Source organism: Nonomuraea sp. NPDC049649, assembly GCF_040675175.1.
Taxonomy (GTDB): domain Bacteria; phylum Actinomycetota; class Actinomycetes; order Streptosporangiales; family Streptosporangiaceae; genus Nonomuraea.
The window spans coordinates 40,655-65,776 of the sequence record NZ_JBFAOH010000034.1 but is presented as its reverse complement, the minus strand read 5'-3'; the positions used below and the strand labels follow the sequence as shown (position 1 = coordinate 65,776).

At 71.9% G+C, this 25,122-nt stretch carries 23 protein-coding genes; 8 read left to right on the top strand and 15 right to left on the bottom strand.

The annotated features are described in order from the left end of the window. Positions 1-312: 312 nt before the first annotated feature. Positions 313-1,092 carry a hypothetical protein gene (locus AB0J42_RS30000; RefSeq protein ID WP_364300278.1) on the top strand — a complete coding sequence of 260 codons (780 nt, stop codon included), beginning with the start codon at positions 313-315 and terminating at the stop codon, positions 1,090-1,092. A gap of 150 nt (positions 1,093-1,242) precedes the next feature. Here AB0J42_RS30000 and AB0J42_RS29995 read toward each other — a convergent pair whose 3' ends face one another. The 5 genes from AB0J42_RS29995 to AB0J42_RS29975 all read right to left on the bottom strand — a co-directional run bounded on the left by AB0J42_RS29995 (position 1,243) and on the right by AB0J42_RS29975 (position 7,424). Continuing rightward, complete coding sequence (locus AB0J42_RS29995) at positions 1,243-3,813, bottom strand: BTAD domain-containing putative transcriptional regulator (RefSeq protein ID WP_364300276.1); 2,571 nt, start codon at positions 3,811-3,813, stop codon at positions 1,243-1,245. Positions 3,814-3,845: 32 nt separating this feature from the next. Next, positions 3,846-5,942, bottom strand: a complete 2,097-nt coding sequence (locus tag AB0J42_RS29990) for a glycoside hydrolase family 6 protein (protein ID WP_364300274.1) — start codon at positions 5,940-5,942, stop codon at positions 3,846-3,848. A 105-nt stretch (positions 5,943-6,047) separates the two neighbouring features. Then, on the bottom strand, positions 6,048-6,290 hold the full coding sequence (locus AB0J42_RS29985; RefSeq protein ID WP_364300272.1) for a hypothetical protein: 243 nt from the start codon (positions 6,288-6,290) through the stop codon (positions 6,048-6,050). 135 nt (positions 6,291-6,425) lie between these two features. Next, a complete protein-coding gene (locus tag AB0J42_RS29980) occupies positions 6,426-7,112 on the bottom strand; it encodes a DNA alkylation repair protein (RefSeq protein WP_364300270.1) in 687 nt (228 codons plus the stop codon). Positions 7,113-7,187: 75 nt separating this feature from the next. Then, positions 7,188-7,424, bottom strand: a complete 237-nt coding sequence (locus AB0J42_RS29975; protein WP_364300268.1) for a hypothetical protein — start codon at positions 7,422-7,424, stop codon at positions 7,188-7,190. Between the two features lie 203 nt (positions 7,425-7,627). Here AB0J42_RS29975 and AB0J42_RS29970 point away from each other — a divergent pair, with 203 nt between their 5' ends. Beyond that, positions 7,628-10,393: a BTAD domain-containing putative transcriptional regulator gene (locus AB0J42_RS29970; protein ID WP_364300266.1), complete on the top strand. Its 2,766-nt coding sequence runs from the start codon at positions 7,628-7,630 to the stop codon at positions 10,391-10,393. Here the strand turns inward: AB0J42_RS29970 and AB0J42_RS29965 are convergent. Together AB0J42_RS29965 and AB0J42_RS29960 are read right to left on the bottom strand one after the other, a co-directional pair. Beyond that, positions 10,390-10,707: a multidrug efflux SMR transporter gene (locus AB0J42_RS29965; RefSeq protein WP_364300264.1), complete on the bottom strand. Its 318-nt coding sequence runs from the start codon at positions 10,705-10,707 to the stop codon at positions 10,390-10,392. The two genes, AB0J42_RS29970 and AB0J42_RS29965, sit on opposite strands and share 4 nt — an antisense overlap. 5 nt (positions 10,708-10,712) lie before the next feature. Then, on the bottom strand, positions 10,713-11,447 hold the full coding sequence (locus AB0J42_RS29960) for an SDR family oxidoreductase (RefSeq protein ID WP_364300262.1): 735 nt from the start codon (positions 11,445-11,447) through the stop codon (positions 10,713-10,715). A gap of 87 nt (positions 11,448-11,534) precedes the next feature. Here AB0J42_RS29960 and AB0J42_RS29955 point away from each other — a divergent pair, with 87 nt between their 5' ends. Next, positions 11,535-12,125: a TetR family transcriptional regulator gene (locus AB0J42_RS29955; protein WP_364300260.1), complete on the top strand. Its 591-nt coding sequence runs from the start codon at positions 11,535-11,537 to the stop codon at positions 12,123-12,125. 284 nt (positions 12,126-12,409) lie between these two features. Here the strand turns inward: AB0J42_RS29955 and AB0J42_RS29950 are convergent, their stop codons facing one another. From AB0J42_RS29950 to AB0J42_RS29935, 4 genes are read right to left on the bottom strand one after another with little or no spacing between them, the layout of a single operon-like run. Beyond that, positions 12,410-13,207, bottom strand: coding sequence for an ABC transporter permease (locus AB0J42_RS29950; RefSeq protein WP_364300258.1), 798 nt, complete (start codon positions 13,205-13,207; stop codon positions 12,410-12,412). Further along, a complete protein-coding gene (locus AB0J42_RS29945; protein ID WP_364300256.1) occupies positions 13,204-14,142 on the bottom strand; it encodes an ATP-binding cassette domain-containing protein in 939 nt (312 codons plus the stop codon). Before AB0J42_RS29945 ends, AB0J42_RS29950 begins: the two co-directional genes overlap by 4 nt. Next, a complete protein-coding gene (locus AB0J42_RS29940) occupies positions 14,135-15,076 on the bottom strand; it encodes a DUF4097 family beta strand repeat-containing protein (protein ID WP_364300254.1) in 942 nt (313 codons plus the stop codon). Before AB0J42_RS29940 ends, AB0J42_RS29945 begins: the two co-directional genes overlap by 8 nt. Further along, complete coding sequence (locus AB0J42_RS29935) at positions 15,076-15,564, bottom strand: toxin-antitoxin system HicB family antitoxin (protein WP_364300252.1); 489 nt, start codon at positions 15,562-15,564, stop codon at positions 15,076-15,078. Before AB0J42_RS29935 ends, AB0J42_RS29940 begins: the two co-directional genes overlap by 1 nt. Between AB0J42_RS29935 and AB0J42_RS29930 the strand changes: the two genes are divergently transcribed. Continuing rightward, entirely contained in the window at positions 15,538-16,068 is a 531-nt protein-coding gene (locus AB0J42_RS29930) for a hypothetical protein (protein ID WP_364300250.1), read from the top strand. The two genes, AB0J42_RS29935 and AB0J42_RS29930, sit on opposite strands and share 27 nt — an antisense overlap. Further along, complete coding sequence (locus AB0J42_RS29925) at positions 16,065-17,555, top strand: hypothetical protein (protein ID WP_364300248.1); 1,491 nt, start codon at positions 16,065-16,067, stop codon at positions 17,553-17,555. The genes AB0J42_RS29930 and AB0J42_RS29925 overlap by 4 nt, the downstream gene beginning before the upstream one ends. 5 nt (positions 17,556-17,560) lie before the next feature. Here the strand turns inward: AB0J42_RS29925 and AB0J42_RS29920 are convergent, their stop codons facing one another. Together AB0J42_RS29920 and AB0J42_RS29915 are read right to left on the bottom strand one after the other, a co-directional pair. Then, the gene (locus AB0J42_RS29920; RefSeq protein WP_364300246.1) at positions 17,561-18,319 is read right to left on the bottom strand and encodes an ABC transporter permease; all 759 of its coding nucleotides are present in this window, start codon (positions 18,317-18,319) and stop codon (positions 17,561-17,563) included. Next, positions 18,316-19,242, bottom strand: a complete 927-nt coding sequence (locus tag AB0J42_RS29915) for an ABC transporter ATP-binding protein (RefSeq protein WP_364300244.1) — start codon at positions 19,240-19,242, stop codon at positions 18,316-18,318. The genes AB0J42_RS29920 and AB0J42_RS29915 overlap by 4 nt, the downstream gene beginning before the upstream one ends. Positions 19,243-19,353: 111 nt before the next feature. Here AB0J42_RS29915 and AB0J42_RS29910 point away from each other — a divergent pair, with 111 nt between their 5' ends. Both AB0J42_RS29910 and AB0J42_RS29905 read left to right on the top strand, forming a co-directional pair. Beyond that, the gene (locus tag AB0J42_RS29910; RefSeq protein ID WP_364300242.1) at positions 19,354-20,463 is read left to right on the top strand and encodes a histidine kinase; all 1,110 of its coding nucleotides are present in this window, start codon (positions 19,354-19,356) and stop codon (positions 20,461-20,463) included. Then, entirely contained in the window at positions 20,460-21,110 is a 651-nt protein-coding gene (locus AB0J42_RS29905; protein WP_364300240.1) for a response regulator transcription factor, read from the top strand. The genes AB0J42_RS29910 and AB0J42_RS29905 overlap by 4 nt, the downstream gene beginning before the upstream one ends. Before the next feature lie 4 nt (positions 21,111-21,114). Here AB0J42_RS29905 and AB0J42_RS29900 read toward each other — a convergent pair whose 3' ends face one another. Together AB0J42_RS29900 and AB0J42_RS29895 are read right to left on the bottom strand one after the other, a co-directional pair. Beyond that, positions 21,115-22,407: an FG-GAP-like repeat-containing protein gene (locus AB0J42_RS29900; RefSeq protein WP_364300280.1), complete on the bottom strand. Its 1,293-nt coding sequence runs from the start codon at positions 22,405-22,407 to the stop codon at positions 21,115-21,117. Positions 22,408-22,900: 493 nt separating this feature from the next. Beyond that, a complete protein-coding gene (locus AB0J42_RS29895; RefSeq protein ID WP_364300238.1) occupies positions 22,901-23,785 on the bottom strand; it encodes a M23 family metallopeptidase in 885 nt (294 codons plus the stop codon). Positions 23,786-23,984: 199 nt separating this feature from the next. Here AB0J42_RS29895 and AB0J42_RS29890 point away from each other — a divergent pair, with 199 nt between their 5' ends. Beyond that, the gene (locus tag AB0J42_RS29890; protein WP_364300236.1) at positions 23,985-24,983 is read left to right on the top strand and encodes an NAD(P)-dependent alcohol dehydrogenase; all 999 of its coding nucleotides are present in this window, start codon (positions 23,985-23,987) and stop codon (positions 24,981-24,983) included. The last annotated feature ends 139 nt before the right edge of the window (positions 24,984-25,122 follow it).

Sequence of the window (25,122 nt, the reverse complement as noted above, 5' to 3'; positions counted from 1 at the left end):
GCGCTCCAGCCACCGCCGAAACCTACCGCCCACAACCACCCGGTGCAGCGCACCCGCCCCGACCTTCGCAAGATCGCTAACTTAGCGGCATTGGGCCTGGATGACGGGCCCGGCAGCGACCCTACAAGAGGCGGCGTGACCATTTCGCGGTGCTCTGAGTCGATAAGATCAAGCCGAATCCGAGAGCTCTGGAGGCGTCCCAGTGAACGAAGAGCCGAAAAACCCCCTCGACGGCGATTTACCCACCATAGACGTTTCGGTTCCGCACCCGGCCCGGGTGGACGAGCTGGGAGGCAGCGTCGGCAGGAAGCCATGACGATCCTGGACCTGTGGCCACTGGCACCGCCCAGTACGACCGGCTGGCTGCTCGACCTGTGCGGCGACGGCCTCACCGGGTTCCTGCCGCCCCCGCAGCCGGACGCGGCCTGGGTGCTCAACGCGATGTACGAGCACGAACAGGGCCCGGCCGAGGTGTCGTACCACGAGGACCGCCAGGCCGGGCTGCGAGACGGAAGCATCCAGCCCGACATCATCGGGGGCATCGACTTCGAGGAGGTGGGCGTCGTCACGGGAGGCGACCTGGGCCGCGCCGAGCATCCCGGCCCGGGTTGGCGGCGCCTGCGCTGGGCGGAGCTCTCCCGCCGGACCGGCGACCCCATCGTGCCCGACGGCGTGCTGCCCTGCTTCCGGTGCTTTCCCTCGATCAAGAAGAACGGCAGCTGGCCGCTGGGCATCATTCCGCCCACGGAAGGCAGCCTGGACCGTGAGAGCTGGAACCGGCTGATCGCCATCCTCACCGAGCACAGCCCCGCGGGCCCGGACACCCCCTGCCTGGCCTACTACAGCCAGATCATGCTCGGCGGGTACGACACGCTCCACGTGCGCGCGGGCCGCCTCCGCGACGCCGAGGCCCTGTACGACACTCCCGAGACCGACTTCAGCCCGTCCAACCTCTGGGCCGAGGACCGCTCCTGGGTCTTCTGCACCGACTTCGACCTCTGGGCCACCAAGGTCGCCGGTCCCCCGGCCCTCATCGAAGCCCTGCTCGACGACCCCGACATCGAAGTGATCCGCCTCCCCGAAAGCCCGTGAACAACGGCTGGCGGGACAGCCGCTTCCCGGAGACAAGACTCGGCGGATCCGTGCAAGCGGGGCCTCGGCATCTCCCTCACCACAGGGTGGGTGACCGTGCTGATCGGTGTGCCGGCGTACCTGGCGGTGCTCCTCCTCTCCGCCTGACGTTCAGAGGAGAGCCAGCAGGGAGCGGGTGTTCGCCGTGCCCTGGCGGTCGCCGGTCTCCTCGAAGATCTCCAGCGCCGCCCGGGCCAGCTCGCGCGAGCGTACGGTCGCGCCCTCGGCCCGGTTGACCTTGGCCAGGGCGAGCAGCGCGTGCGCGTCGAGCAGCCGGTCGCCGAGCCGGACGGCGATGCCCCGAGCCTGTTCGGCGGCGGCGCGCGCGTCCGGTTTCGCGCCCTGCGCCAGGTGTACGGCCGAGAGTTCCAGCAGCGTGTCGGCCTGCCGGTGCCGGTCGCCGAGCTCGGCCAGGCGGTTGACGGCGGCCCGCAGCCGTCCGGCGGCCTCGTCCAGCCGGCCCGCGCGGCGCAGCATGAGGCCGAGCACCTGTTCGGCGTCGGCGGCGTCGCGCTGGTTCTCCGCGCTTTCCACGCAGGCCAGCAGCGCCCGCTCCGCCTCGTCGAGGCGGCCCAGCTCCAGGTGGACGCGGCCGAGCCGGCGCGTGGCGTGCGCGACCTCGCGGGCGCGTCCCCGGCTCCGGAACATCTCCAGCGCCAGCAGGAGCCGTTTCTCCGCTTCCGGCCAGTCCCGCTCGGCCAGGTGCAGGTCGCCCTGGTCGAGCAGGATGAGCGCCTCACCCAGCGGGTCGCCCGCCCGCCTTGCCGCCTCCATCGCGAACCCGGTCAAGGCTCGCCAGTCGTCCAGGTACAGGTGCCGCTCCAGGTAGGGCGCGAGCAGGTGGGCCAGCCGCCAGCAGGCGTCGTCCAGCCCGGCGGCGCTCAGGTCGGCGACCAGGCTCACCAGGAACGCCCGTTCGGCCGCCAGCCACTCGACCGACTCCCTGATGTCCCTGGTCACCACGGTCGTGGCCGGATCGCCGGACACCAGCGGGAACCGCGACGCCCGCACCCGCGACAGCGCCGTGTCCGCCAGCTTGGCCAGCGCGCCGGGCACCGGCTGCTCCCGCGCGAACAGCCGGGTCAGGTCGTGCAGCCGGTAGCGGACCTGGCCCGCCGCGTCCACGCCGTGCGTCTCCAGCAGCCCCGCGTCCACCAGCGCCTCCGCCTGCCCGCCGAGCAGTTCGGTCACCCAGTCGGCGAAGTCGGGCGCGGAAAGCGCGCCGAGCCCGCGCAGGGTCAGCTTCGCCGCCTCCGGCAGCCCGTCGAAGCCGACGGCGAACACGCTGCGCACGGTCAGGTCGCCCGCGTGCAGCCGGTCGAGCCGCTGGTGCTCGTCCTCCAGCAGGCTCACCAGGTAGTGGGCGGTCCACTCGGGCCGGGCCGCCAGCCTGGAGCCCGCGATGCGCAAGGCGATCGGCAGGCCGCCGCAGAAGCGGGTGAGCCGCCGTAGGGCGTCGTCCGCCGCCCGGCCGGAGCTCTTGACCAGCAGCTCCAGCGCCTCCTCGGCGTTCAGGACGCCCACCGGCAGCCGCTTCGCGCCGGGCAGCCCACCCAGCGGGGAACGGCTGGTGACGACGGTCGGGCAGGAACTCAGCAGAGGCCGTACCTGCGACTCCCCCAGGGCGTTGTCCAGCACCACCAGCAGCCGCCGGTTGGCCGCGTAGGTGCGGAACAGCCGCTCCCGCTGCTCCGGCGCGGCCGGGACCGCCCGGCCCGGGCAGCCGAGCCAGCGCAGGAAGTCCTCCAGAACGGCCGCCGGTGCGGTGGTCTCGCGCAGGTCCGCGTAGAGGATGCCGTCGGGGAAGTCGGCACGCCGCAGCCAGGCCGCGCGCACGGCCAGCGCCGACTTGCCCGCCCCCGCCTGCCCGTGCACCACGACGAGCCCGCCGCTCACCTCCTTCAGCAGCTCATCCCGGCCGGTGAAGTCGGCCACGTCGGGCGGCAGCAGCACCGGCGGCCCGGCCGACACGTGCAGCGACGCGTCGTCGTGCAGCATCCGGTGGTAGAGGAGTTGCAGCTCCGGGTCCGGCTCGATGGCGTGCCCGCCGTCGAGCTGATCGCGCAGGACCGCGTACGAGGCGAGCGCGTCCACCCGGCGGCCACTGCGGTACAGCGCCAGCATGTACTGGCCGCGGAAGCGCTGCCACGTCGGGTGCTGCCTGGTCAGCTGCCGCAGCTCGGCCAGCAGCTCCCGGTGCCGCCCGGCGTCCAGGTCGGCCTGCACCCGGCGCTCCAGCGCCAGCAGCCGCAGCTCCTCCAGCTCCTCGCGGAGCCGCCGGGTCTGCGCCCACCGCTCGCCCTCGGGGTCCACGTCCTCCAGGGCCTCGCCGCGCCACAGGGCCAGCGCCTCCGCGTACGCGCCCCGTCCCACCAGCAGCCGGAACCGGTCGACGTCCAGGTGGCCGTCGCCCAGGTTCAGCTGGTACGCGCCGGACACGGTCGTGATCGCCGCCTGCCCGATGAGCCGCCGGAGCTGCCCCACGTACCCGCGGATCAGGGAGTCGGACCGGTCGCCGCCCTCGCGCGGCCACAGCAGGTTGCGCAGCCGCCCGGCCGTCAGCGGCCTTCCCGGGTTGAGCAGGAACAGCGCCAGCAGCTCGCGATGCTTCGGCACGGTCGGAGTGCGGTCCTCGCCGTCGGGGCCGCGAACCTCCAGCGGCCCCATGATGCGGAAATCCACCAGCACTCCTTCAGGAGAACGACAGGGACGGTTCACCGCAGCGGCGGGTTGGCCAGCCGCGCCCGTTCGAGGGCCAGTTCGGGCCACCACTCGCCCGCCTTCGGCGACACGACGCCGCGCTCCGGGTCCTTCTCGCCGTCCGTGCCGCGCCGGCACCGGCCTCCGGACGTGCCCGCCCGCGCGATCCACAGGTAGGCGTCCACCAGTTCCTCGCCCGTCGCCGTGGTCGGCCGGTCGCCGACGCCCCTGCCGGGCGGGTTGCACCAGACCTGCGGGTCGGAGTAGTGCTTGGCCGGAACCCAGGCACCCTGGCCGTTCCTGGCGGTGTCGACCACGAAGTGCGGCATGGCGGCCGGGTCCGCGCGCACGTCCGCGGGGCAGTCCTCGCGGCCGCCGGAGAGCCGGACGGCGATGCAGGCCGACACCTTCTTGCCGTAGGCGACCGCCTTGTCGGTGCGCTGGAAGCCGGCCGTGTTGATGAAGAAGCCGTCCGCCCGGCCGACGTCCGCGCCGATCAGGCGGTCGGCCATGACCTTGGCGCCCGGCCACGGGTCCTGGCTGCCGTCGAGGTAGACGGCGGTGTTCGGATTCGACTTGAGGCTCTGGACGGCCCGGCGCAGGTGGTCGTAACGCTGTTCGGCGGAGCCCTCCGGGTCGCAGTTCGGCTGGCCTGGCAGCCGGGACAGGGCGCCGGGCTCCAGGATGACGACGGCCGGCGCGCCGCCGATCTGGGCGGCGATGCCGTGGACCCACTCGTGGTACTGGTCGAACTCCTTGGCGGTGGCCTGCTGGCACCCGCTGCCCGGCAGGTGGTTGACCAGGAACACGGGCACCTCGTCCTCCTGCTCGGCGGCGGTGATCGCGCTTTCCACGTCGGCGCGGGCCTCGGTCCGGGAGAGGCGTATGGCGTAGGGGACGGCGGCCAGCTTCTCCATCAGCTCGGCGTTCCGCGGCCGGTCCTTGGCCCAGAGTTTCGCCTGGCGGCTGGCCGCGGGCTCGGGCGGGGCGTAGAACCGTACATCCCCTCTGACCCGCAGCGGGTTGCCCGCGGCCGGAGCGGCCGTGCCCTCGGCCGCGGACGCCGCGACCCCCGTACCGGAGACGGCCGGTTCACGGACGCCGGCGGGGGACATCCGCCCCTGCCACGCCAGCGCCGCCCCCACCCCGGCCACCGCCACCACCACGGCGGCCGTCCCGGCCACCCACGCGCGCCGCCGGCCGCGCCCGGCCTCGCCGTCCCCGGTCGGGCGGTCGGCCCCGGGCTCCGTCGTCCCGACCAGGACCTCCGCCGGCGCGTTCCTGGGCGGCGGCTCCGCGGGAGCGGGCGACGGTACGGACGAGCTGAGGTGGTCCAGCAGCTCCTGAGCGGTGGGGCGGTCGGCGGGCCTCTTGGACAGCGCGGCCGCGACCAGGTCGCGCAACTGGCCGGAGAGCCCGTGCAGGACCGGGGGATCGTTGATGATGCGGAGCAGGATCACCGGCACCGGCCCGTCACCGAACGGCGACACCCCGGCCGCGGCGAACGCCACCGTCGAGCCCCACGAGAAGATGTCCGACGCGGGCCCCACCATCGACCCCGACACCTGCTCGGGAGACATGTACGCGGGCGTCCCCACGATCGCGCTGCTCATCTCCGCGTCGGTGAGGCGCGCGATGCCGAAGTCGATGACCTTCGGCCCCGTCTGGGACAGCAGCACGTTGCCCGGTTTCAGATCGCGGTGCACCACCCCGGCCCCGTGGATGGCCCGCAGCGCCACCGCCATCGACGCCGCCAGCCCGTCCAGCGCCGACCCCTTCAGCGGCCCCGACCGGCGCACCACCTCGCCGAGGTCCGGCCCCTCGACGTACTCGGTGACCAGGTAGGCCGGCTCCCCCTCGACGTCGGCGTCCAGCACCGGAGCCGTGCAGAAACGGGCGACCCGCCGGGCGGCGGCGACCTCGCGGGCGAACCGGCGGCGGAACCCGGCGTCCGCGCTCACGCTGTCGTGGATGAGCTTGACGGCCACCCGCGCCCCGTCCGGCCCCTGACCCAGGTAGACGACCCCCATCCCGCCTTGACCCAGCCGCCCCAGCAGCGTGTACGGCCCGGCCTGGCGTGGATCCCCGTCGCGTAACCCCTCCAAGGTCATAGACCGCAGGTTAACTCGCCACCGGGTTTCCCGCCCCTCTCCGTTCTGACGCCGAGATGCCTCCGGCCGGGAACGCGGGGCGCTCCCGGCCGGACTCAGCCGTTCCTAGGACGGCCTGGCGAGGCCGTACACCTTCGTGCCGCTGGAGAACGTGATCGTGGTGCAGTAGTACTCGGGACCCGCGGAGTTGGCGGCGCTGTTGCACGCCTTCGCGCCCGCCGTCGTGTACGGGAACCATCTGACGACGACCTCCGCGGAGGCCGGTGCCGGAGCGAGGACGGCGGCCATGGCAGTGGCCGCGAGGGCGGTCGACAGGCCCAGCGAGATACGCCTGATGGCAACCTTCATGCGCGAATCCTTTCGGGTGTGGAGCCGTGATTCCGGTGGCTCTCTCCACGTGATTTCGGTCCGAGCCTAAGGATGACGCGCATATTTTCCGCCTGTTTTGCGCACGAGTTAGAACCTCGCCCTGTGGCGAGGTGATCAGGACGCCTGGTCCTGCTGCCGGCGCACCATCTCGCCGATCCAGATGGGCGCGTACGGGGACGTGCAGCCCGGCGAGGTGGGGTAGTCCTTGAGCACTTCGAGGCGCTCGCCGATGTCGACGGCGCGGGCCCGGTGCTCGGGGTGGTCGATGCCGATCTGGGCCAGGCAGCTGTTCATCGCCCACTGCAGGCGGTCCGGGGCGTCCTTCATCTCCGCCTCGATGATGTCGAGCAGCCCGGCGAGGTCGAGTCCTTCGGGCCGCTTGGTCACGCGGTCGGCCGTCAGCGCCCAGCCGGCGCTCGCGACCACCGGGTCCGGGTCGGCGAACCAGGCCTGGCGCAGCTCCTCGGCGTGCGGGCTCTTCTTCACCACGTAGTTGACGAGCCAGTCGTGCACCTTGGGCCGGCGGGCCTCGCGCATCATGGCGTCCAGCTCGTCGCGCTCGAACGCCTTCGGGCGGCAGATCAGGAGGGCCAGCAGCCTCGCCGCGGTGTCGCCGGTCTTCCAGAGCTGGTACGAGAGTTCCTGCTGGGTCTTCAGCCGCTTGGCGAGCGCGCGCAGCTTGCCGAGGTTCACTCCGTGGTCGTCGCCGTGCCGCTCGTTGATCGCGCGTACCTTCGGGTCTTCGAGTGCGGCCAGTTCGGCCAGCACTTCGGTCACCGTCACCTCGGCCTCCCGTGTCATTCAGCTACCGCTTATATAAGCCCAGCCTAAGACACGTGGCCGGGAGCGGGGAACGCTCCCGGCCGTATTCACGAGCTAGGCCCGCATGAGGATGTAGTTGCCCGTGCCCTTGTAGACACGCGAGGCGCAGAAGTAGTCCGGCCCGCCGGCCTTGGCGTCGGCGAGGCACTGCTGCCCGCCTTGGACGGTGTACGGGTAGTACTTGATGGGCGTTATCGCCATGGCAGGCGCCGGAGCGAGGACGAGGGCCAGGGACGTGGCGGCGACGGCGGTCGACAGTCCCAGCGAGATGCGCCTCACAGCAATCTTCATGCGGCCGATCCTTTCGAGTGCCTCGCGTGAAGCAGAGATCTCGTTCACGCATTTTCGGCCGAGCCTAGGGATGACGTGCCTGTTTTCCGTCTGTTTTGCGCACGAGTCAGAGCCCTGACCCGTCCCGGTCCGGGCGATGTCATGATCTTTCCGACCTGTCCGCCCTACACTCGTGCGGAAGTCAGGAGGTGAGAGAGCCGCTGATGGGGGACGCTACCGCGCCGGCGCTGCGGTTCCGCCTTCTCGGCCCTGTCCAGCTGGAGGCGGAGGACGAGCGGGTCACCTTCTCCGGCAAGCAGGGCGCCCTGCTCGCGGCCCTGCTGCTGCACGCCGGCCGGGTGGTCTCGACACAGCGGCTGGCGGAGGCGATCTGGGGCGACCCGTTGCCCAGCGGCTCCGCCTCCAGGGTCAGGATGCTCGTCTCCGAGGTGCGCCGGGCCTGCGCCGCACTGGGCGCCGACGTCATCGAGACCCAGCGGCCGGGCTACGTCCTGAAGCTCGGCGCCGCCCGGCTCGACGTCGCCTGCTTCCAGTCCCAGGTGTCGCTGGCCCGCGAGGCGGGCCACACAGAGGAGGCGCTCGCCCGCTATGACGAGGCGCTGAGCTGGTGGCAGGGAGCGCCGCTCGCCGGGGTCACCGGCTCGTTCGCCGAGGCGCAGGCCGACTGGCTGGACGGGCTGAGGCTCGACGCGCTGGAGGAACGGCTGGGCGTGCTGCTGTCCCTGGGCAGGAGCACCGAGGTCGTCACGGAGGCCCGCGCACTGACCCGCGAGGCCCCGTTCCGGGAACGCCTCCACGGCCGGCTCATGAGGGCGCTGTACGGGAGCGGACGGCGCAGCGAGGCCCTGGAGGTGTACCGGCGGTTCCGTGACCGGCTGGTGGACGAGCTGGGCCTGGAGCCCACCAGCGAGCTCCAGCGACTGCAGCAGTGGATCATCAAGGCCGAGGCGTCCCCCCAGCGCCCCGAGACGTACCTGCCCGTGCCCAGCCAGCTCCCCGCCGCGCCCGCCTCGTTCACCAACAGGAACGCCGAGCTGCGCGAGCTGGACCGGCAACTCGGCGGGGACGGCGTCGGCATCGCCGTGATCAGCGGGCCGGGCGGCATCGGCAAGACCTGGCTCGCCCTCCACTGGGCCCACACCCGCCGCGACCGCTACCCCGACGGTCAGCTGTACGTGAACCTCCGCGGCTTCGACGACCCGGAGGAACCGGTGCCGCCGGGCACCGCGCTCCGCCACTTCCTGGGAGCCCTGGGCGTGCCGCCGACGGTCGTCCCCGAGGAGCAGGAGGCGCAGGCCGCGCTGTACCGGTCCGTGCTGGCGGACCGCCGGTTGCTCGTCGTCCTGGACAACGCCAGGGACAGCGCCCAGGTGACGCCGCTCATCCCCGGCCGCCCGGGCTGCACGGTGCTGGTGACCAGCCGCAACCGGCTCGTGAGCCTGCACGCCACCCACTCCGCCCGGCTGCTGGAGGTCGGCGCCTTCTCCGACGAGGAGGCCCGCCGCATGCTGTCCCACCATGTCGGCCCGGAGACGCTGGCCGCCGATCCGGCCTCCGTCGCCGTACTGCTGGAGCACAGCCACGGCCTGCCCCTCGCGCTGGCGGTGCTGGCCGCCCGCGCCAGCGCGCACGCGGACTTCCCGCTGGCCGTCCTCGCGCAGGAGCTGCGCGACCCGGCCACCCGGCTCGACGCCCTGCAGACCGGCGATCCGGGCGCGGGCCTGCGCGCCGTGTTCGACTCCTCGTACGCGGCGCTGGACGAAGCCGCCGGACGCCTCTTCCTCCTGCTCGGCACGGCCCCGGGACCCGAGATCGGCCTGCCCGCCGCGGCGGCGCTCGCCGGGCTACCGCCCGCCGAGACCCGCGCCCTGATCGGCGTGCTGGAGACGGCCAACCTGGTCCGGCAGCTCTCTCCCGGCCGCTACTGGACGCACGACCTGGTCCGGCTCTACGCCGCCGAACGCGCCGAGGCCGACCTGCCCGGGGAGACGCGCCGGCAGGCCCTCGTCCGCCTGCTCGAAACGTACACAGCGCTGGCTTTCACCGCGGACCGCGCGCTCTTCCCGCACCGCCCCGGGATCCCCGCCCCTCCCCGGCACAGGGAGATCCCGGGCTTCGCGGACGCCTCCGCCGCGCTGGCCTGGTTCGAGACCGAGCTGCCGTGTCTGCTCGCCGCCCAGCATCTGGCCGCCGAGCTGGGCTTGGACGCGGTGGCCTGGCAGCTCGCCTGGGGCCTGAACACCTTCCTGGTGCGTCGTTCGTACACCCGGGAACGGCTCGCCTGCTGGAAGATCGCGATGGCGGCGGCGGACCGGCTGGACGACCCGCACACCTCCGCCGTCGTCCACTGGCACACCGGCTACGCCCACGCGGCAGCCGGCCACCTGGACGAGGCGACCACCCACCTCGACCGGGCGCTGGAGCTCTTCGAGAAGGAGCAGGACCGGTCCCGGCTGGCCCAGGTCCACCACACGATCGGCTGGGTGTGGAGCGTCCGCGGACAGCCGCGGCGCGGGCTCTGCCACGCGCGGACGGCGCTGCGCCTCCAGCGCGAGGCGGGCGACACCGTCTGGGAGGCCAACGCCCTCAGCGCCGTCGGCTGGATCCGCCTGCAACTCGGCGAGTACGAGGCGGCGCGCGAGGCCTGCGAGCAGGCCCTCACGCTGTTCCGCCGCCACCACGACTGCGCCGGCGAGGCCGCCACCCTCGACAGCCTCGGCAAGCTCGCCTTCCTCCAGGGCGCGTACGAACGAGCTCTGGAGTACTACGGCCACTGCCTCGACCTGCGCAAGGGCACCGGCAACGCCTTCCAGAGCGCCGACACCCTGGTGGCCCTGGGCGACGCCCACCACGCCCTCGGCAACACCGCCGAGGCGAGGACCGCGTGGCAGGACGCGCTGGCCCTCTACGACTCCCAGCACCGCCGGGCCGAGGCCGGGCAGGTGCGGGAGAAGCTCTCACACGGTTAGCTTTCGAGCAGCTTGAGCCCGGCCACTCCGAGGAGGATCAGGGTGAGGCAGGTCAGCCGGGGCACGGACGCGCTCTCGCCGAGGGCGAGGATGCCGACGAGCGCGACGCCGAGGGTTCCCAGCCCCACCCACACGGCGTACGCGGTGCCCAGCGGGAGGGCTCGCAGGGCGAAGGTGAGCAGGACGAAGCTGAGCACCGCGGCGGTTATGCCGAGCGCCGCGGGGCCGGGCCGGGTGAATCCCTCCGACCGGTCGAGCGCCACCGCCCACACGATCTCCAGCAGGGCGGCGCAGACCAGCAGCAGCCAGGCCATCGCGGTCAGGCCGTCGTGCCGGCGTCCACGGTGATGGACGTCCCGGTGATGTTGCGCGCCCCCGGCCCCGCCAGATGCGCCACGGTGGCGGCGATGTCGTCGGGGTCGCAGTAGCGGTCCAGCGCGGTGTGGGCGCGTTCGGCCGCGGCGTCCGGCCCGTCGGCCGGGTTCATCTCGGTGTCGGTCGAGCCGGGATGGACGAGGTTGGCGGTGATGCCGCGGGGGCCGAGGTCGCGGGCCAGCCCCTTGGTGAGCCCGATGAGCGCGGACTTGCTCGTCGAATAGAGCGTCCAGCCCGGTGAGGTCACCCGCTCGGCCAGGCTGCTGCCGATGTTGACGATGCGCCCGCCCTCCGTCAGGTGCCGGGCGGCGGCCTGGGCGAGCACGAACGACGCCCGGGTGTGGATGGCGAGCGTCCTGTCCACGTCCGCCAGGGTGACGTCCTCGAGCGGCCCGTAGGGGGCGATGCCCGCGTTGTTGACCAGGATGTCCAGCCTTCCGAGCGTGGAGACGGTGAGTTCCACCGCCTGGGTCAGCGCCGCGGCGTCGGTTGCCTCCGCCGGGATGGCGAGCCCGCGAGCGCCCGCCGCCTTGATCTCCGCCACCACGGCGTTCGCCCGCTCGGCGGCCCGGTGGTAGGTGATCGCGACGTCCGCGCCTTCGGCCGCCAGCCGGCGTGCGATCGCCGCGCCGATGCCGCGGCTGCCTCCGGTGACGAGCGCCACCTGTCCGTCGAGCATGATGTCCGCCTTCACTATCCGGAATCTGTTCCGGTTATGAGTAAAACGGAACCGATTCCGGATAGCAAGCTGGATAAGGTGAAGGCCGTGAGCCAGAGCCCCTCGGCCCGTCGGGGTGACGAGCGTGCGGACGCCGCACGCAACCGGGCGAAGATCCTCGCCGCCGCGGAGGAGATCGTGGCCACCCACGGCGTGGAGGCGCTGTCCATGGCCGACGTGGCAGCCGCGGCGGGCGTCGGCGTCGGCACGCTCTACCGCCGCTTCGGCGACCGGTCAGGCCTCGCCCACGCGCTCATCGACCGGCGCGAACGGGAGTTCCAGGCGGCATACCTGAGCGGGCCGCCACCGCTCGGCCCCGGCGCGCCCGCCGCCGAACGGATCCGCGCCTTCCTGCACGCGCTCGCCGCACGGACCGTGGACCAGCTCGACCTGCTGCTCGTGGCGGAGACCGCCGGGCCGTTCGCCCGCTTCGGCGGGGCCTACCACGCCTACCACCGCCACCTGGCCATCCTGATCGCCGAGGTCAAGCCGGGCCGCGACACGTCCTACCTGGCCGACGCCCTGCTCGCCCCGCTGGCCGCGAACCTGCTGTCCTACCGGATGGGCGAGGAGCGGGGTCTCACCCTGGAAGCCGTCCTGACAGGGCTCGACGACCTCCTGGCCGGGCTCGCGGGGTGACGCGACAGCGGTGAGGTCACCATCGCTCCTGGAGCCGGCGGAGTGCAGCCCGGGCGAGGGCCGGCATCCGGTCCAGCAGGCGGCGGTCCACCGACGGTCCGGCCCGCACGGCTGTTCTCGCCAGCAAACCGGCGTGCAGCACCAGCAGGTCGTCGACCTGGCCGGGGGCGAGACGGCGGATGAGCGGGTGGGAGTCGGCGAGCGGCTCCGTGAGTCACAGGGGGCCTGACACCGAGGTGGGGGCCGCCGGACAGAGCGGGGACCGGGAGACTTTCTCGTTCAGTTCAGCGGCTGACGGCTCTTCTATACAGGCGGGTGGCCAGCGGGACGAAGACCGCCAGGAGCAGGAGCGACCAGAGGAGCGATACCGGGACCGCGTGGCGGAGTGGCCAGGCGGTGGGCGGGGGCATGGCGGCGCTGGTGTTGCCGAAGAGGTCGCGGGAGGCCTGGACGAGGGTGGAGACCGGGTTCCATTCGGCGATCGGCTTCAGCGGGGCGGGCAGCCGGGCGGGGTCGACGAACGCGTTGGACAGGAAGACCAGCGGGAACGTCATGATCGTGGCCACGTTGTTGAAGGACTCGGGCGTACGGAGGGAAAGCGCGACGGCCGCCGTCACCCAGGAGAAGGCGTACGCGAACAGCAGCAGCATGACGAACCCGAGGGCCGCCTCCCACGGCGGCGTGTGGATGCGCCAGCCGACGAGCAGCCCGACCAGCGTCATGGTGACGATGCTGGTGACGTTCATGATGACGTCGGCGACGGTCTGGCCGGTGAGCACGGCCGAGGGTGACATCGGCAGGGTGCGGAAGCGGTCGAAGATGCCTTTCTGCAGGTCCTGGGTCAGGGTGTAGCCGGTGATCTGGCCGCTGGAGACGATCGTCATGACGAAGACGCCGGGGAGCAGATACTCGGCGTACGACATGCCGGGCAGGCTGATCATGCTGCCGAACACGTACGTGAACAGCAGCACGAGCACGATGGGAAGCATGACGACGCCGCCCAGCAGGTCGGGCGCCCGCCGGATCTTGAGGGCGTTGCGCCTGGCGATGGTGAGGCCGTCGGCTAAGGGCAGGGCGGTCATGATGCGGGCTCCTTGGCGGTGAGGGCGAGGAACACGTCGTCCAGGGTCGGCCGGCGCAGCCCCGCGTCGCGGACGGTGATCTGTTCGGCGGCCAGCCGGACGAGCGCCTCGGTCAGCGCGGACGCGCCGCCCGCGACCGGGATGGTCAGCCGCAGGGCGTCGCGCCGAGGCTCGCCGGTGGACAGCGGGGCCAGCACCCGGACGGCGGAGGCCAGGTCCTCCGCGCTGGTCACCGACAGCTCGATCCGGTCGCCGCCGACCTGGCTCTTCAGCTCGTCGGCGGTGCCGAGCGCGATCACGCGGCCGTGGTCGACCACCGCGATGCGGTCGGCCAGCCGGTCGGCCTCCTCCAGGTACTGGGTGGTGAGCAGCACGGTCGTGCCCGTCCCGACGAGTTCGGCGATGACGTCCCACAGGCCCGCCCTGGCGCGCGGGTCGAGGCCGGTGGTGGGTTCGTCGAGGAACAGCACCGGCGGGGCCGCGACCAGCGCGCCGGCCAGGTCGAGCCGTCTCCGCATGCCTCCCGAGTACCCCTGCGCCGGGCGGCCGGCGGCGTCCGTCAGGCCGAAGCGTTCCAGCAGTTCGCGGGCGCGTGCCCGGCTGCGCCCGGCGCCCAGGTGGTGGAGGCGGCCGATCATCTCCAGGTTCTCCAGGCCGGTGAGGTGGTCGTCGACGGCGGCGTACTGGCCGGAGACGCCGATCCGGGCGCGTAACCGGGCTGCGTCGCGGACGACGTCGAGCCCGGCCACGGTGGCGCGCCCGGCGTCCGGTGTCAGCAGGGTGGTCAGGATCCGCACGGTGGTGGTCTTGCCCGCGCCGTTCGGGCCGAGCAGCCCGAGCACCGTGCCCTCCGGGACGGCCAGGTCCATCCCGTCGAGGGCGACGACCTCCCCGTACGTCTTGACCAGGCCCTCGGCCACGATCGCGTCAGGCATGAATCTCTCCTCGCTGTGAACGGTGTACGCCGATGTCGCCGTACTGGGTGTGCGCCCGCACCTTGACCACGTCGGCGGACGGGCCGGGGCCGTCGGCGGAGTCGAGGCCGACGTCCACGGATCCGTACTTCGAGCTCAGGTCCAGCCAGGCGGCGCTGCCGTCGCGGATGCCGAGCTCCAGCCCGCCGCCGGTGGTCTCCAAGACGACCGCGCCGCGGACCGCCTCGCCGATCCGTACGTTCCCGTACGCCGTCTTGGCGGCCACCCCGGCCAGCGCGCGGTCGACGGTGGCGTCGCCGTAGGCCATGTTCAGCCGCAGCTCGCCGGTGACCTCGCGGAGGTGGATCTCGCCGTGCGAGTTCCTGACCACCGCCGTGCCGTCGATCTCGCCGACGCGGATGTCGCCGTGACTCGTGGTGATCTCGGCGTGCCCGGCCGCGCGGCTGACCGAGATGTCGCCGTACGTGGTCTTCAGGCGGATTCGGCCGGCCTGTTCGAGCCGGATGTCGCCGTACGAGGTGGCGTACGTGACCTCGCCGAGCGGTCCTTCACAGCGCAGGCCCGCCGCCCGCTTGACGTCGAGGCGGGAGCCCGCGGGCAGGCCGATGGTCAGCTCGACCGAGCCGCCCTGGCCGAGCAGCAGCGTGCGGGCCCAGTCGGCGGGCGACTCCACGAGCCTGCCGAGCGACAGGTCCAGGCCGGACTCCTGGTCGTCGCGGACCAGGAGCCTGCCGTCGCCGTGCTCGATCCCGGCCCGCTGGGCGGCCCGCACGTCGGCCTCGTTCCGCTCGTCGCTCGGGCGCACCTCGACCACCGTGTCGGCGCGGTCTGCGGCGGTGATTCTCACGGTGGCGACCGCCATGTCGATGACGGCCACGATCGGCTCGGGGGTGTGGAAAGCGGGCATCGTGGTCCCCTCTACGTGGATGGTCATCAGCGCACCCAGCCGCTGTAGCGGTTGCCGGACCGGCGGCGGGCCGGCTCGCCGGGGTCGAGCGCGGCCGAGACGGCGCGGACCAGCCAGGCGTTGACCGACAGCCCGTCGCGGGCGGCGGCCTCCTCGATGCGCGGCTTGAGGTGCTCGGGAACGCGGAGCGAGATCCGGGCCGTGCCGCCCTCGTCGGGGTCCGGCGGCGGTGGCGGGGCGGGCCTGGTCTCGTCCTCGTACGACGGCTCGACCGGCGGCGGCGTCACCACGAAGCCGGGGTCGCGGCCCCGCAGGCGCACCTCGACGGAGCCCGGCGCGAGGTCGCGGGTGATCTCGTCGGCGGCGGCGGACAGGGCTTCCAGCAGGGCGAGCCGGGCGGCGGAGTCGAGCGTGGCGGCGAGACGTTCGCCTACCGCGCGCGCTTCCTCGCCGCCCGCCGCTGCGGCGACCGCCAGCTCGCGGCGGAGGTGATCGACATAGGGCGCGAGATCCATGACGCCACTGTGACGCCATTCAGGCGTCATGACAACCCCTTGTGGCGTCAATGTGGCGCGGAGGGCAGGGAATCCACCCAGTTCCTCCTCGTCCCGCTCGCGCTGTTGATCGGGATCGTGCTCCTCCGGCGGATGCGGAACCGTCCGCCCGGCTACGTTCTGGGGGCGGTGACGGCCGCGTTCGGCGTGCTCGTCGCGAGCCAGGGCTGGGCGACGATGGCCTGGACCGAAACGAGACCCATCGGGATCGGCGATCCCGACGGTGAGCTCGTCCTGGCGATGATCGCCTCCTTGTCCGGCATGGCCACGATCGGGGTCGGCGTCTCCATCGCCGCGTTGCGGTGGGCCGGCTACGGGCGGGGAGGTCAGTCCCAGCGGAAGAACACCGCGGCGACGGCGAGGTTGATCAGGCGGCCAGGCGGCTTCCGGCATACTCGCGACATACCGCCGATCTCTAAGGTCCTGTGCCCAAACGGACGACCGGCGAGACGGGCGGATGAATGAGCGGAATTGACCGTAGACGGTTGCTGGGTGTGGTGGGCGCGTCCGCCGCGGCCGGGCTGGTGCCGGGGCTGGCCGGGCCGGCCCACGCCGCCGCGGCGACCATCGTGGTGGACGCGTCCAAGCGCCAGGGCACGTTCTTCAACCCCGGCTGGTACGTCAACCACACCCATCCGAACTGGTACTTCTCCAAGGGCCTGCTGCCCGCCTCGACGCTCCGGCAGCTCCGGGAGGACTTCAACGTCCGATGGGCGAGAGTGGTCGTCAGGGCCGAGAACTTCTTCGACCCGGACACCGGCGCGTACGACTTCGCGCGCAACTACCCGTACATCGACCAGGCCGCGTCGTACGCCAACCGGCTGCTGCTGAACTTCGTCTCCTCGACGAGCATGCGCAAGACCCCGCAGCTGTGGGAGAAGCTCATGTACGACACGCTCCTCGACCACAAGGCCCGCTATCCGAAGATCGACTCCGTGATGCCGTGGATCGAGCCCAACCTCGGCATCGTCGGCGGCCACCCCGACAAGACGGCCATGACGCCGAAGGAGTTCTATCCCTTCTACGCCGCCGGATACCGCGCCGTGCAGGCGGTCAACGACAGGATGAAGCCCGCCGTGCCGCTGACCTACGGCGGGCCCACCACCTCGAACCTGCCGGAGGCCTGGCTGGCGGAGTTCCTCAAGCTGTACGCGGCCGACACCGACGCCAGGAAGCGGCTGGACTTCCTGTCGGTGCAGCTCTACCACAAGAACCGGGACAATCCGCGGCAGGCGCTGACCCACCGGACCACCCTGCGGACCCTGCTGCGCGAGGCGGGGCTGAACCAGTATCTGCCCCCGTACGTCACCGAGTACGGCATCTACGGCGGCGCGGAGACCGGCGAGACCGGGGGACGCACGCCCGCGCAGGACCTCGCGCACGACCAGCTCGTGCAGGCCTGCGGCGTCGCCGCGCTCGGCCGCTACTACATCGAGAGCGGCATGAACCGGCCTTTCCACTGGGTCGTGCACCACGGCGAGAACCTGCGCAAGGACATGTTCGTCGAGGGCAAGGACGGCGTCCGCCTGCCGTTCGGGCACGTCGTCGTCATGCAGGGCATGCTGAAGGACGCCTACGACAACGGCGAGCGGGTCGCCACCACGATCACCCCCGACGGCTCGGCCACGAACGGCCTGGGCATCGGCGCGATCGCGCACGTCGACTCCGGCCAGCTCACGCTCATGTACTGGAACTACCAGGCGGAACTCGGCACCAGGACGTACGACGCGAAGCTGGTGATCCGCAACCTGCCCAGGAGCCTGTTCAGCACGAGCCGGATCCGGGTGGAGAGCTGGCTGGTCGACGCGACCAACAACAACTACAACTACAACGGCACCACCGAGTTCGCCCGTAATGCCATCTTCCGGATGGATCGCCCTGCGGAGTTCAAGCGGATGCTTCCCCTCACCAAGAACGCGATCGGGCTTCTCCGCATCACCCCGGCCACCTGACCCGGCTAGTCCCAGCGGAAGAACACCGCGGCGACGACCGTGCCGAGCACCGTGCTGACGGCGAGGCTGATCAGGTGGGTGGCCTCGACGGCCGTCCCGAGCCAGGCGGCCGACAGGGCCTGGACGGAGGCGCCGAACGGGAGCCACTGCCCGACCGTGGCGATGACCGGGGGCAGGTTGTGCAGGCCGCCGAACATGCCGCCGGTGGCTCCGATCAGGAAGAAGGCGGTCAGGCCGATCGCGACGGCCGAGTTCGGGGTGGGCGCGAGGGCCGCGACGATCAGGCCGACCGCGTACATGGCGGCGACCGCCAGCGCCAGCACGCCGAGCGTCACGCCCACCCGGGCCGGCGGGTTGGCCCCGAAGAGCGCCACGGCCAGGACCCAGGCCGCCGCGACGCCCACGGCGATCTGCGCGATCCCCACGGCGGCCTGGGCGACCAGCACCATCAGCGGCGAGGCGGGCGTCACGCCGAGCCGCCGCAGAATGCCCGCCCGCCGGTAGTAGGCCAGGAAGCTCGGCATGTTCACGATCCCGGTGGTGGCCACCACCAGCGTGAACACCAGCGGCAGCACGAACACGTCCAGCGCCGTCCGGCCGTTCCCGACGACCTGCGTGCCCGCCGACGAGGCGTTCATCACCAGGATCAGCATCGGCAGTCCGACCGGCACGACCAGCCCGGCGGTGTCGCGGACGACCATCTTGAGCTCGCAGATCAGCATCTGCCCGAAGGCCCGCGGGCCGGGGCGGTACACGGTGGTCATGAGTTCTCCGGTTCCGGCCGGTGTCCGGTGAGCGCGACGAACGCGTCCTCCAGCCCGGCCTGTTCGCTGCGGGTCTCGGTGGCGACGACGCCGGCCCGTACGAGAGCGACGCTGACGGCCTGGAGCAGTTCCCCGTGGCCCTCGACGGCGACGAGGTCGCCGTCCGCCCGCACGCGCTCGACCTCGTCCAGCCCCTCCAGCAGCCCGTCCGGTACGGGAGAGGCCGCGCGGAACGTCACCCGCTGGGCGAACCCGGCCCGCTTGACCAGCCCCGCGGGGGTGTCGAGGGCCACGATCCGCCCGGCGTCGAGCAGCGCCACCCGGTCGCAGAGCCGCTCGACCTCTTCCATCGCGTGGCTGACGAGCAGGATCGTCACGCCGGAGTCGCGCAGCCCCTCGACGGTGGCCCACATGTGGCGGCGCGCCTCCGGGTCGAGCCCGGTGGTCAGCTCGTCGAGGATCACCACCCGGGGCCGTCCGACGAGGGCCAGCGCGATCGACAGGCGCTGCTGCTGGCCGCCGGACAGGTTCTCGAAGCGGGTCCGGGCGGAGCCGGTCAGGCCGACCGACTCGATCAGCTCGTCCGCCGGGACGGGGCCGGGGTAGAAGGACGCGTACAGGCGGACCAGCTCGGTGACGGTGAGCGCCGAGTGCAGGGTGGCGTCCTGCAACTGGACGCCGAGGACCTGGCGCAGCCTGGCCCGGTCGCGCCGGACGTCCAGGCCGAGCACGCGGGCGGTGCCGCGGTCGGGCCGCCGGAGCCCGGCGATCAGCTCGACGGTGGTCGTCTTGCCCGCGCCGTTGCGGCCGAGCACGCCGAAGATCTCGCCGGGGTCGACCGTCAGGCTGATGTCCTCGACGGCGACCGTGGTCCGGTAGCGCTTGTGCAGTCGTTCCGCGTGGACCGCGGGAGGTGATGGCATGCCTGTGACGCTAGAAAGCGACGGGGGCGCGGCGCCTGTGCCGATGGTCAGCGAAGACACCCATGACTTTCGGCACCCGAGCCTGCCCGGATACGTCGTTAGAGTGGCGGTATGCGGCGGATCGACCCGGAGACCTGGTCGGGTCTGGCCATGCTGCTGGTCTGCGTGGCGGTGGGGACCCCGACGCTGCTCGGCGCGACCGAGACCCGGGTGCCGCTGCCCGTGTGGAGCGTCCTGTTCGCGGGCCTGCTGGTCGCCTGCCTGGCCGCCGTGCTCTGGGCGGACCGGCGGCCGAAGGCGGCGTGGGCCTGCTACGCCGCGGCGGTCGTGCTGGGCTGGCTGACGGTCCTGACCGCGCCGGGGGCGGGCTGGCTGCCGATCCTGCTGGTCTTCACCTCGACCCTGAGCGCCTACGTCGCGCCCCGGTGGACGGGCCCGGTGGTGATCGCGCTCAACACGGCCGTCGTCGCCGCGACCGCGGGCCTCGGCGGCGCCACCCTCGCCGCGGCCGGTCTCGGCGCGCTGCTGTACCTGCTGATCCAGGCGGCGGCGCTGCTCAGCTCGCTGGCCATGATCCGGGAGCAGCGCCTCCGCCGCGAGCTGGCCGAGGCGCACGTGGAGCTGCGAGCCGCGAGCGTCATCCTGGCCGACTCCGCCCGCGCGCACGAACGCCTGCGCATCGCCCGCGAACTGCACGACCTCATCGGCCACCGGCTCACCGCCCTCACCCTGGAGCTGGAGGTGGCCAAGCACCGCGACGGCCAGGCCGCCCGTACTCATGTCGAACGCGCCGACGGGGTGGCGCGCGACCTGCTGCGCGACGTGCGCACCACCGTCGGCCAGCTCCGCGCCGACGCGCCTGACCTGCGGGCCTCCCTGAGCGCGGTGGTACGGGACATCCCCGGCCTCGACGTCAGCCTGAGCATCGGCGACGACGTACGACCCTGCGAAGAGGTGACCATGACCCTGATCCGCGCCGTACAGGAGATCGTCACCAACACCATCAGGCACGCCGGCGCGACCTCGCTGCGGATCAGCATCGAGAACACGCCCGGCCAGGGCGTCACGCTCACCTCCGCGGACGACGGGCGCGGCAGCCCGCGGCTGACGCTCGGCAACGGCCTGCGCGGCCTGCTCGAACGCGTCGAGGCGATCGGCGGCGACGTGCGGTTCGACGGCAGCGACGGGTTCCGCGTGACGGCGACGGTGCCCGCCAGATGATCCGGGTGATCGTGGTCGACGACCAGACGCTGGTCAGGCAGGGCATCCGCAGCCTGCTCGACCTGACCGACGACATCGAGGTGGTGGGGGAGGCCGACGACGGCATGGCGGCGCTGGCCGCGATCGAGGAGCACGACCCCGACGTCGTCTTGCTCGACCTGCGCATGCCCCGCCACGACGGCCTCTGGACGCTGGAGGCGCTGCGCGAACGGGACGGGGAGCCGCCGGCGGTGCTCGTGCTGACCACGTTCGACAGCGACACCCTCGTCCTGGACGCGATGCGCGCGGGCGCGGGCGGCTACCTGCTGAAGGACGTCACGCTGGAACGGCTGACCAAGGCCATCCGCGTGCTCGCGGGCGGCGGGACGCTCATCTCGCCGTCGATCACCGACCGGCTGCTGCGCGCGGTCCACCGCCGCCGGCCTCCCGGGGAGCCCGACCTGCCGGTGATCCAGCAGCTCACCGAGCGCGAACTGGAGGTGCTCCGGCTGGTCGCGGAGGGCTACAGCAACCGCGAGATCGCGCAGGCGCTGTTCCTGGCGGAGGGCACGGTCAAGAACCACGTCTCGACCGTGCTGCTCAAGCTCGGGGCGCGCGACCGTACGAACGCGGTGCTGCGCGCCCTGCACGCCCACGTCCTCGACTGACGCGTCAGCCGGGAAGGTGGGGGTTCCAGCCGGGGCCGATCCGGATGGCGGGGGTGAACTTGTTGCCGCCCTTGCCGTTCCAGACGTGGAGCTCGCCGTTCTTGTTGATGGCGGCGATGTCGGCCTTGCCGTCCTTGTTCACGTCACCCACGGACATGAGGGTCCTGGCGTACTCGGTCCAGCCCGGGCCGGTCTCTATGGCGGGGGCGAACTTGTTGTTGCCTTTGCCGTTCCAGATGTGGAGTTTGCCGGCGTTGACGGCGGCGAGGTCGGCGATGCCGTCGCCGTTGAAGTCGCCGCCGATCGGCCGGCTGTAGTTGCTCCAGCCCGAGCCGATCCGGATGGCGGGGGTGAACTTGTTGCCGCCCTTGCCGTTCCAGACGTAGAGGACGCCGTCACCGACGGCGGCGATGTCGGTGTGACCGTCGCCGTTCACGTCGCCCAGAGAGGCGAGGGTCGAGGCGTACTTTGTCCAGCCCGGCCCGGTCACGATGGGGGAGGTGAACTTGTTGTTGCCTTTGCCGTTCCAGATGTGGAGTTTGCCGGCGTTGACGGCGGCGAGGTCGGCGATGCCGTCGCCGTTGAAGTCGCCGCCGATCGGCCGGCTGTAGGTGGCCCAGCCCGAGCCGATCCGGATGGCGGGGGTGAACTTGTTGCCGCCCTTGCCGTTCCAGATGTACAGAGTGCCGGTGCCGGTGGCGAAGAGGTCGCCGATGCCGTCGCGGTTGAAGTCGGCCCCGGACCGGACCACCGGCTTCGGCGGTGTCTCGGGCTCGCTGCAGTTGTTGCTCTTGACGTTGCGCCACTCCTTGCCCGAGGCCGGGCCGTACGCCTTGCCGTCGAACTTGGCGGTGACCCGCTCGGAGTTCTTCGTGCCCCAGGAGGCGGAGCCGTCCTTGTTCTTGTCGTACCCCTGCTCGTAGTGCAGGTGCGGGCTGCCGTTGGAGGTCGGCCCGGTGTGCCCGACCCGTCCGATGGTCTGCCCGCGGGAGACCTTGGCGCCCACCTTGACCGAGCGGGACTTCAGGTGGATGTAGGTGGTGAAATGGCCGCCGCCGTGGTTGATCTGGATCACGTTGCCGGCATTGGAGTGGTAGAAGGACTTGTTCACCGTGCCGGAGGCGGGGGCCACCAGCGTCGCTCCCTCGGTCTGCGACTGGGGTTCCTTCACCATGTCCAGGGCAGGGCCGTGGGCCCAGGTGTTCAGCCGCCACTTCTGCCCGCAGGGGAAGGGGAGCTGGAAGTCCGGGGCTGCCGAGGCCGGAGCCGGAGTTATGGCCAGAGTGCCGAGGGCCATCGTGGCCACGACAGTAAGGCTGGACAGGCGTATGCCTTTGCGCATGTCATTCCTTCCGCGGGAAACGCCGTCAGGCGGCGTCGTTCGATGGCCGAATCCGAGACGTAACTGGATTTGTTGACTCGGAGTCGGTGCCCGCGGAAATCTACGCAGGAGCGGTATATCGCTGGTATGTCCGTCGGTTCGGCGCCCGTTTCTCAAGCTCGGGGTGCGTACGACCGATCAGAGCTTGATGCGGGCGGCGACCGGCAGGTGGTCGCTGCCGGTGGCGGGGAGGGTCCAGGTGGTGACCGGGGTGGCCGGGGAACCGGATGCGGACGGACGGCAGGTGGACCACGTACGCGGCCAGGTCGCCGTGGGGCGTCCGCTCGGTGGATCGCAGGCCGCGGTTCCAGTCTTCTCCGGCGCCGGTGGGTCTGAGGGGATGCCGGGACCAGAGATGACGCCGCCTGCGAACGGAGGCCTTCGTTCGCAGGCGGACGTGCGGGTGCGGTCAGCCGCAGTGCTGGAAGGGGCTGGTGTAGGAGCTGCTGCCGATGGAGCCGCCCCACTTGACGCAGGTGGCGGGGGCGGAGCGGCGCACCGGGCCGGCGTAGTAGCCGTAGCTGCCGGAGTCGGTCGTCCTGTTCGACCCCTGCGGTTCGAGGAAGGCCGACATCGCCGTCTTGGTGCCGACGTTCGACGTCTTCATGGTGACGACGCAGTTGTTGCGGTTGCCGCTGTTGTAGAGCAGGTAGACGCGGCCGCCGGTGAGGGGTTGCGAGTTGATGACGGAGTAGCCGCTGCCGCAGACCTCCGTGGGGGTGTACGGGTTGGCGCTGCCGCCGCCACAGGAGTTGGTGCTCGTGACGGCCTTCTTCTGGCCGAGGGAGATGGTGACGCCGTCGACGGTCGGGCTGGTGTCCATGGCGCCGCTGGAGGTGCGCTGCTCGTAGTGCAGGTGGGGAGCGGTGGAGCCGCCGGTCGAGCCGACGGTGCCGATGGCGGTGCCTTGGCTGACGCTCATGGAGGAGCCGGCCGCCCGCACCGTCGTGGCGAGGTGGGCGTAGCGGGTCCGGGTGCCGTCGCCGTGACGGATCTCGACCCACTTGCCGTAGCTGGTGCTGCCGGCGTTGTAGAAGTACGCGGTGCCGGCGGCGGTGGCGCGGACGGTTTCGCCGTTGATGGCGTCGCCGCCGTAGGTCTGCCAGTCGATGGAGCCGGACGGGTTGTGGCCGGGGCTCCAGTTGTTGGCGTAGAAGGTCTTTCCGCAGTTGAAGGGGCTCTTGTGGGATGCCAGCGCGGTGCTGCCGGCCGCTGCGGCCTGCGGGAACAGCGCGGGGGCGAGCGCTACTAAGAGGGCTACGACGATGGGGCGGGTGGGCTTTCCGGTGGGCATGAAACACCTCTCGGAAGTGGGTGGGGGGTCACCTCAGAACCACAAGTTGATCGTGAAGATAGCCTTGGAAAATGTTTTCTACAATCCCCTCTGACATGAAACTTTTCTGCTGTTGGGGTGAAGGTCGCGATAATTCGGACATAACGCCCGCCCTCGGGAGAGTGACGCGCCGGGCCGGGCGGGGACGCAGAATGACGTCATGAAGGCGATCGTGCAGGACGCGTACGGCTCACCCAGCCGCCTGCGATTACGCGACATCGAACTGCCGGCGGTCCAGGACGACGAGGTGCTGGTCCGCGTCCGCGCGGCCTCCGTGCACCCCGACGTGTGGCACGTCGTGACCGGCCGGCCGTACGTGCTCCGGATCATGGGCGCGGGGCTGCGCCGGCCCAAGAACCCCGTCCCGGGCACCGACATGGCCGGCGTGGTCGAGTCGGCGGGCCCACACGCGACCAGGTTCCGGCCGGGCGACGAGGTGTTCGGCGAGACCCTCCGCAGCATGCAGTGGAAGAACGGCGGCGCCTACGCCGAATACGTCGCCGTACACCAAGACAACCTGGCGCCGAAACCCGCGAACGTGAGCTTCGAGCAGGCCGCCTGCGTGCCCACCGCCGGGCTCATCACGCTGCTCAACCTGCCGCCGGGCCCGCTGGGGAACGTGCTGGTCAACGGCGCCGCGGGCGGCGTGGGCGGGTGCGCGCTGCAGATCGCCAAGGCGCGCGGGGCGACGGTGACGGGGGTCGAGCACACCGCCAAACTCGACCTGGTCAGGAAGCTCGGCGCCGACTACGTGATCGACTACACCCAGGAGGACTTCACCCGCCGCGGCGAACGCTACGACCTGATCTTCGACGTCCCGGGCAACCGACCGTTCGCGGAGTGCAGGCGCGCGCTCGCCCCCGGCGGCACGTACATCCTCATCGGGCACGACCACTACGGCGCGGAGGGCCGCCGGGTGCTCGGCAGCCTGCCGCGGTTCGTGGGGCTGATGACCCAGTCGATGTTCCGGCCGGAGCTGCCGAAACCGACCAGGCCCGTGCCTGACCGCAAGGAGTCGATGGCGGTGCTCGCGGAGCTGCTGGAGTCCGGCGCGCTCACCCCGATCGTCGACCGCGCGTTCCCGCTGGCCGAAACCGCCGACGCCCTCCGCTACCTGACCGAGGGCACGGCCCGGGGCCGGATCGTGGTCACCCCCTGAACCCGGGAGCGCGGAGTGGCCCCGAGACCGCTGACACCCTCCGGCGCCTGGCCGAGGGGCACCGCTCGCCTCACCTCCTGACGCGGAAGGGTGTGGGGCGGCTTGGCCCAGGGCCGGATCGTGACGGGGGTGGCGGGGC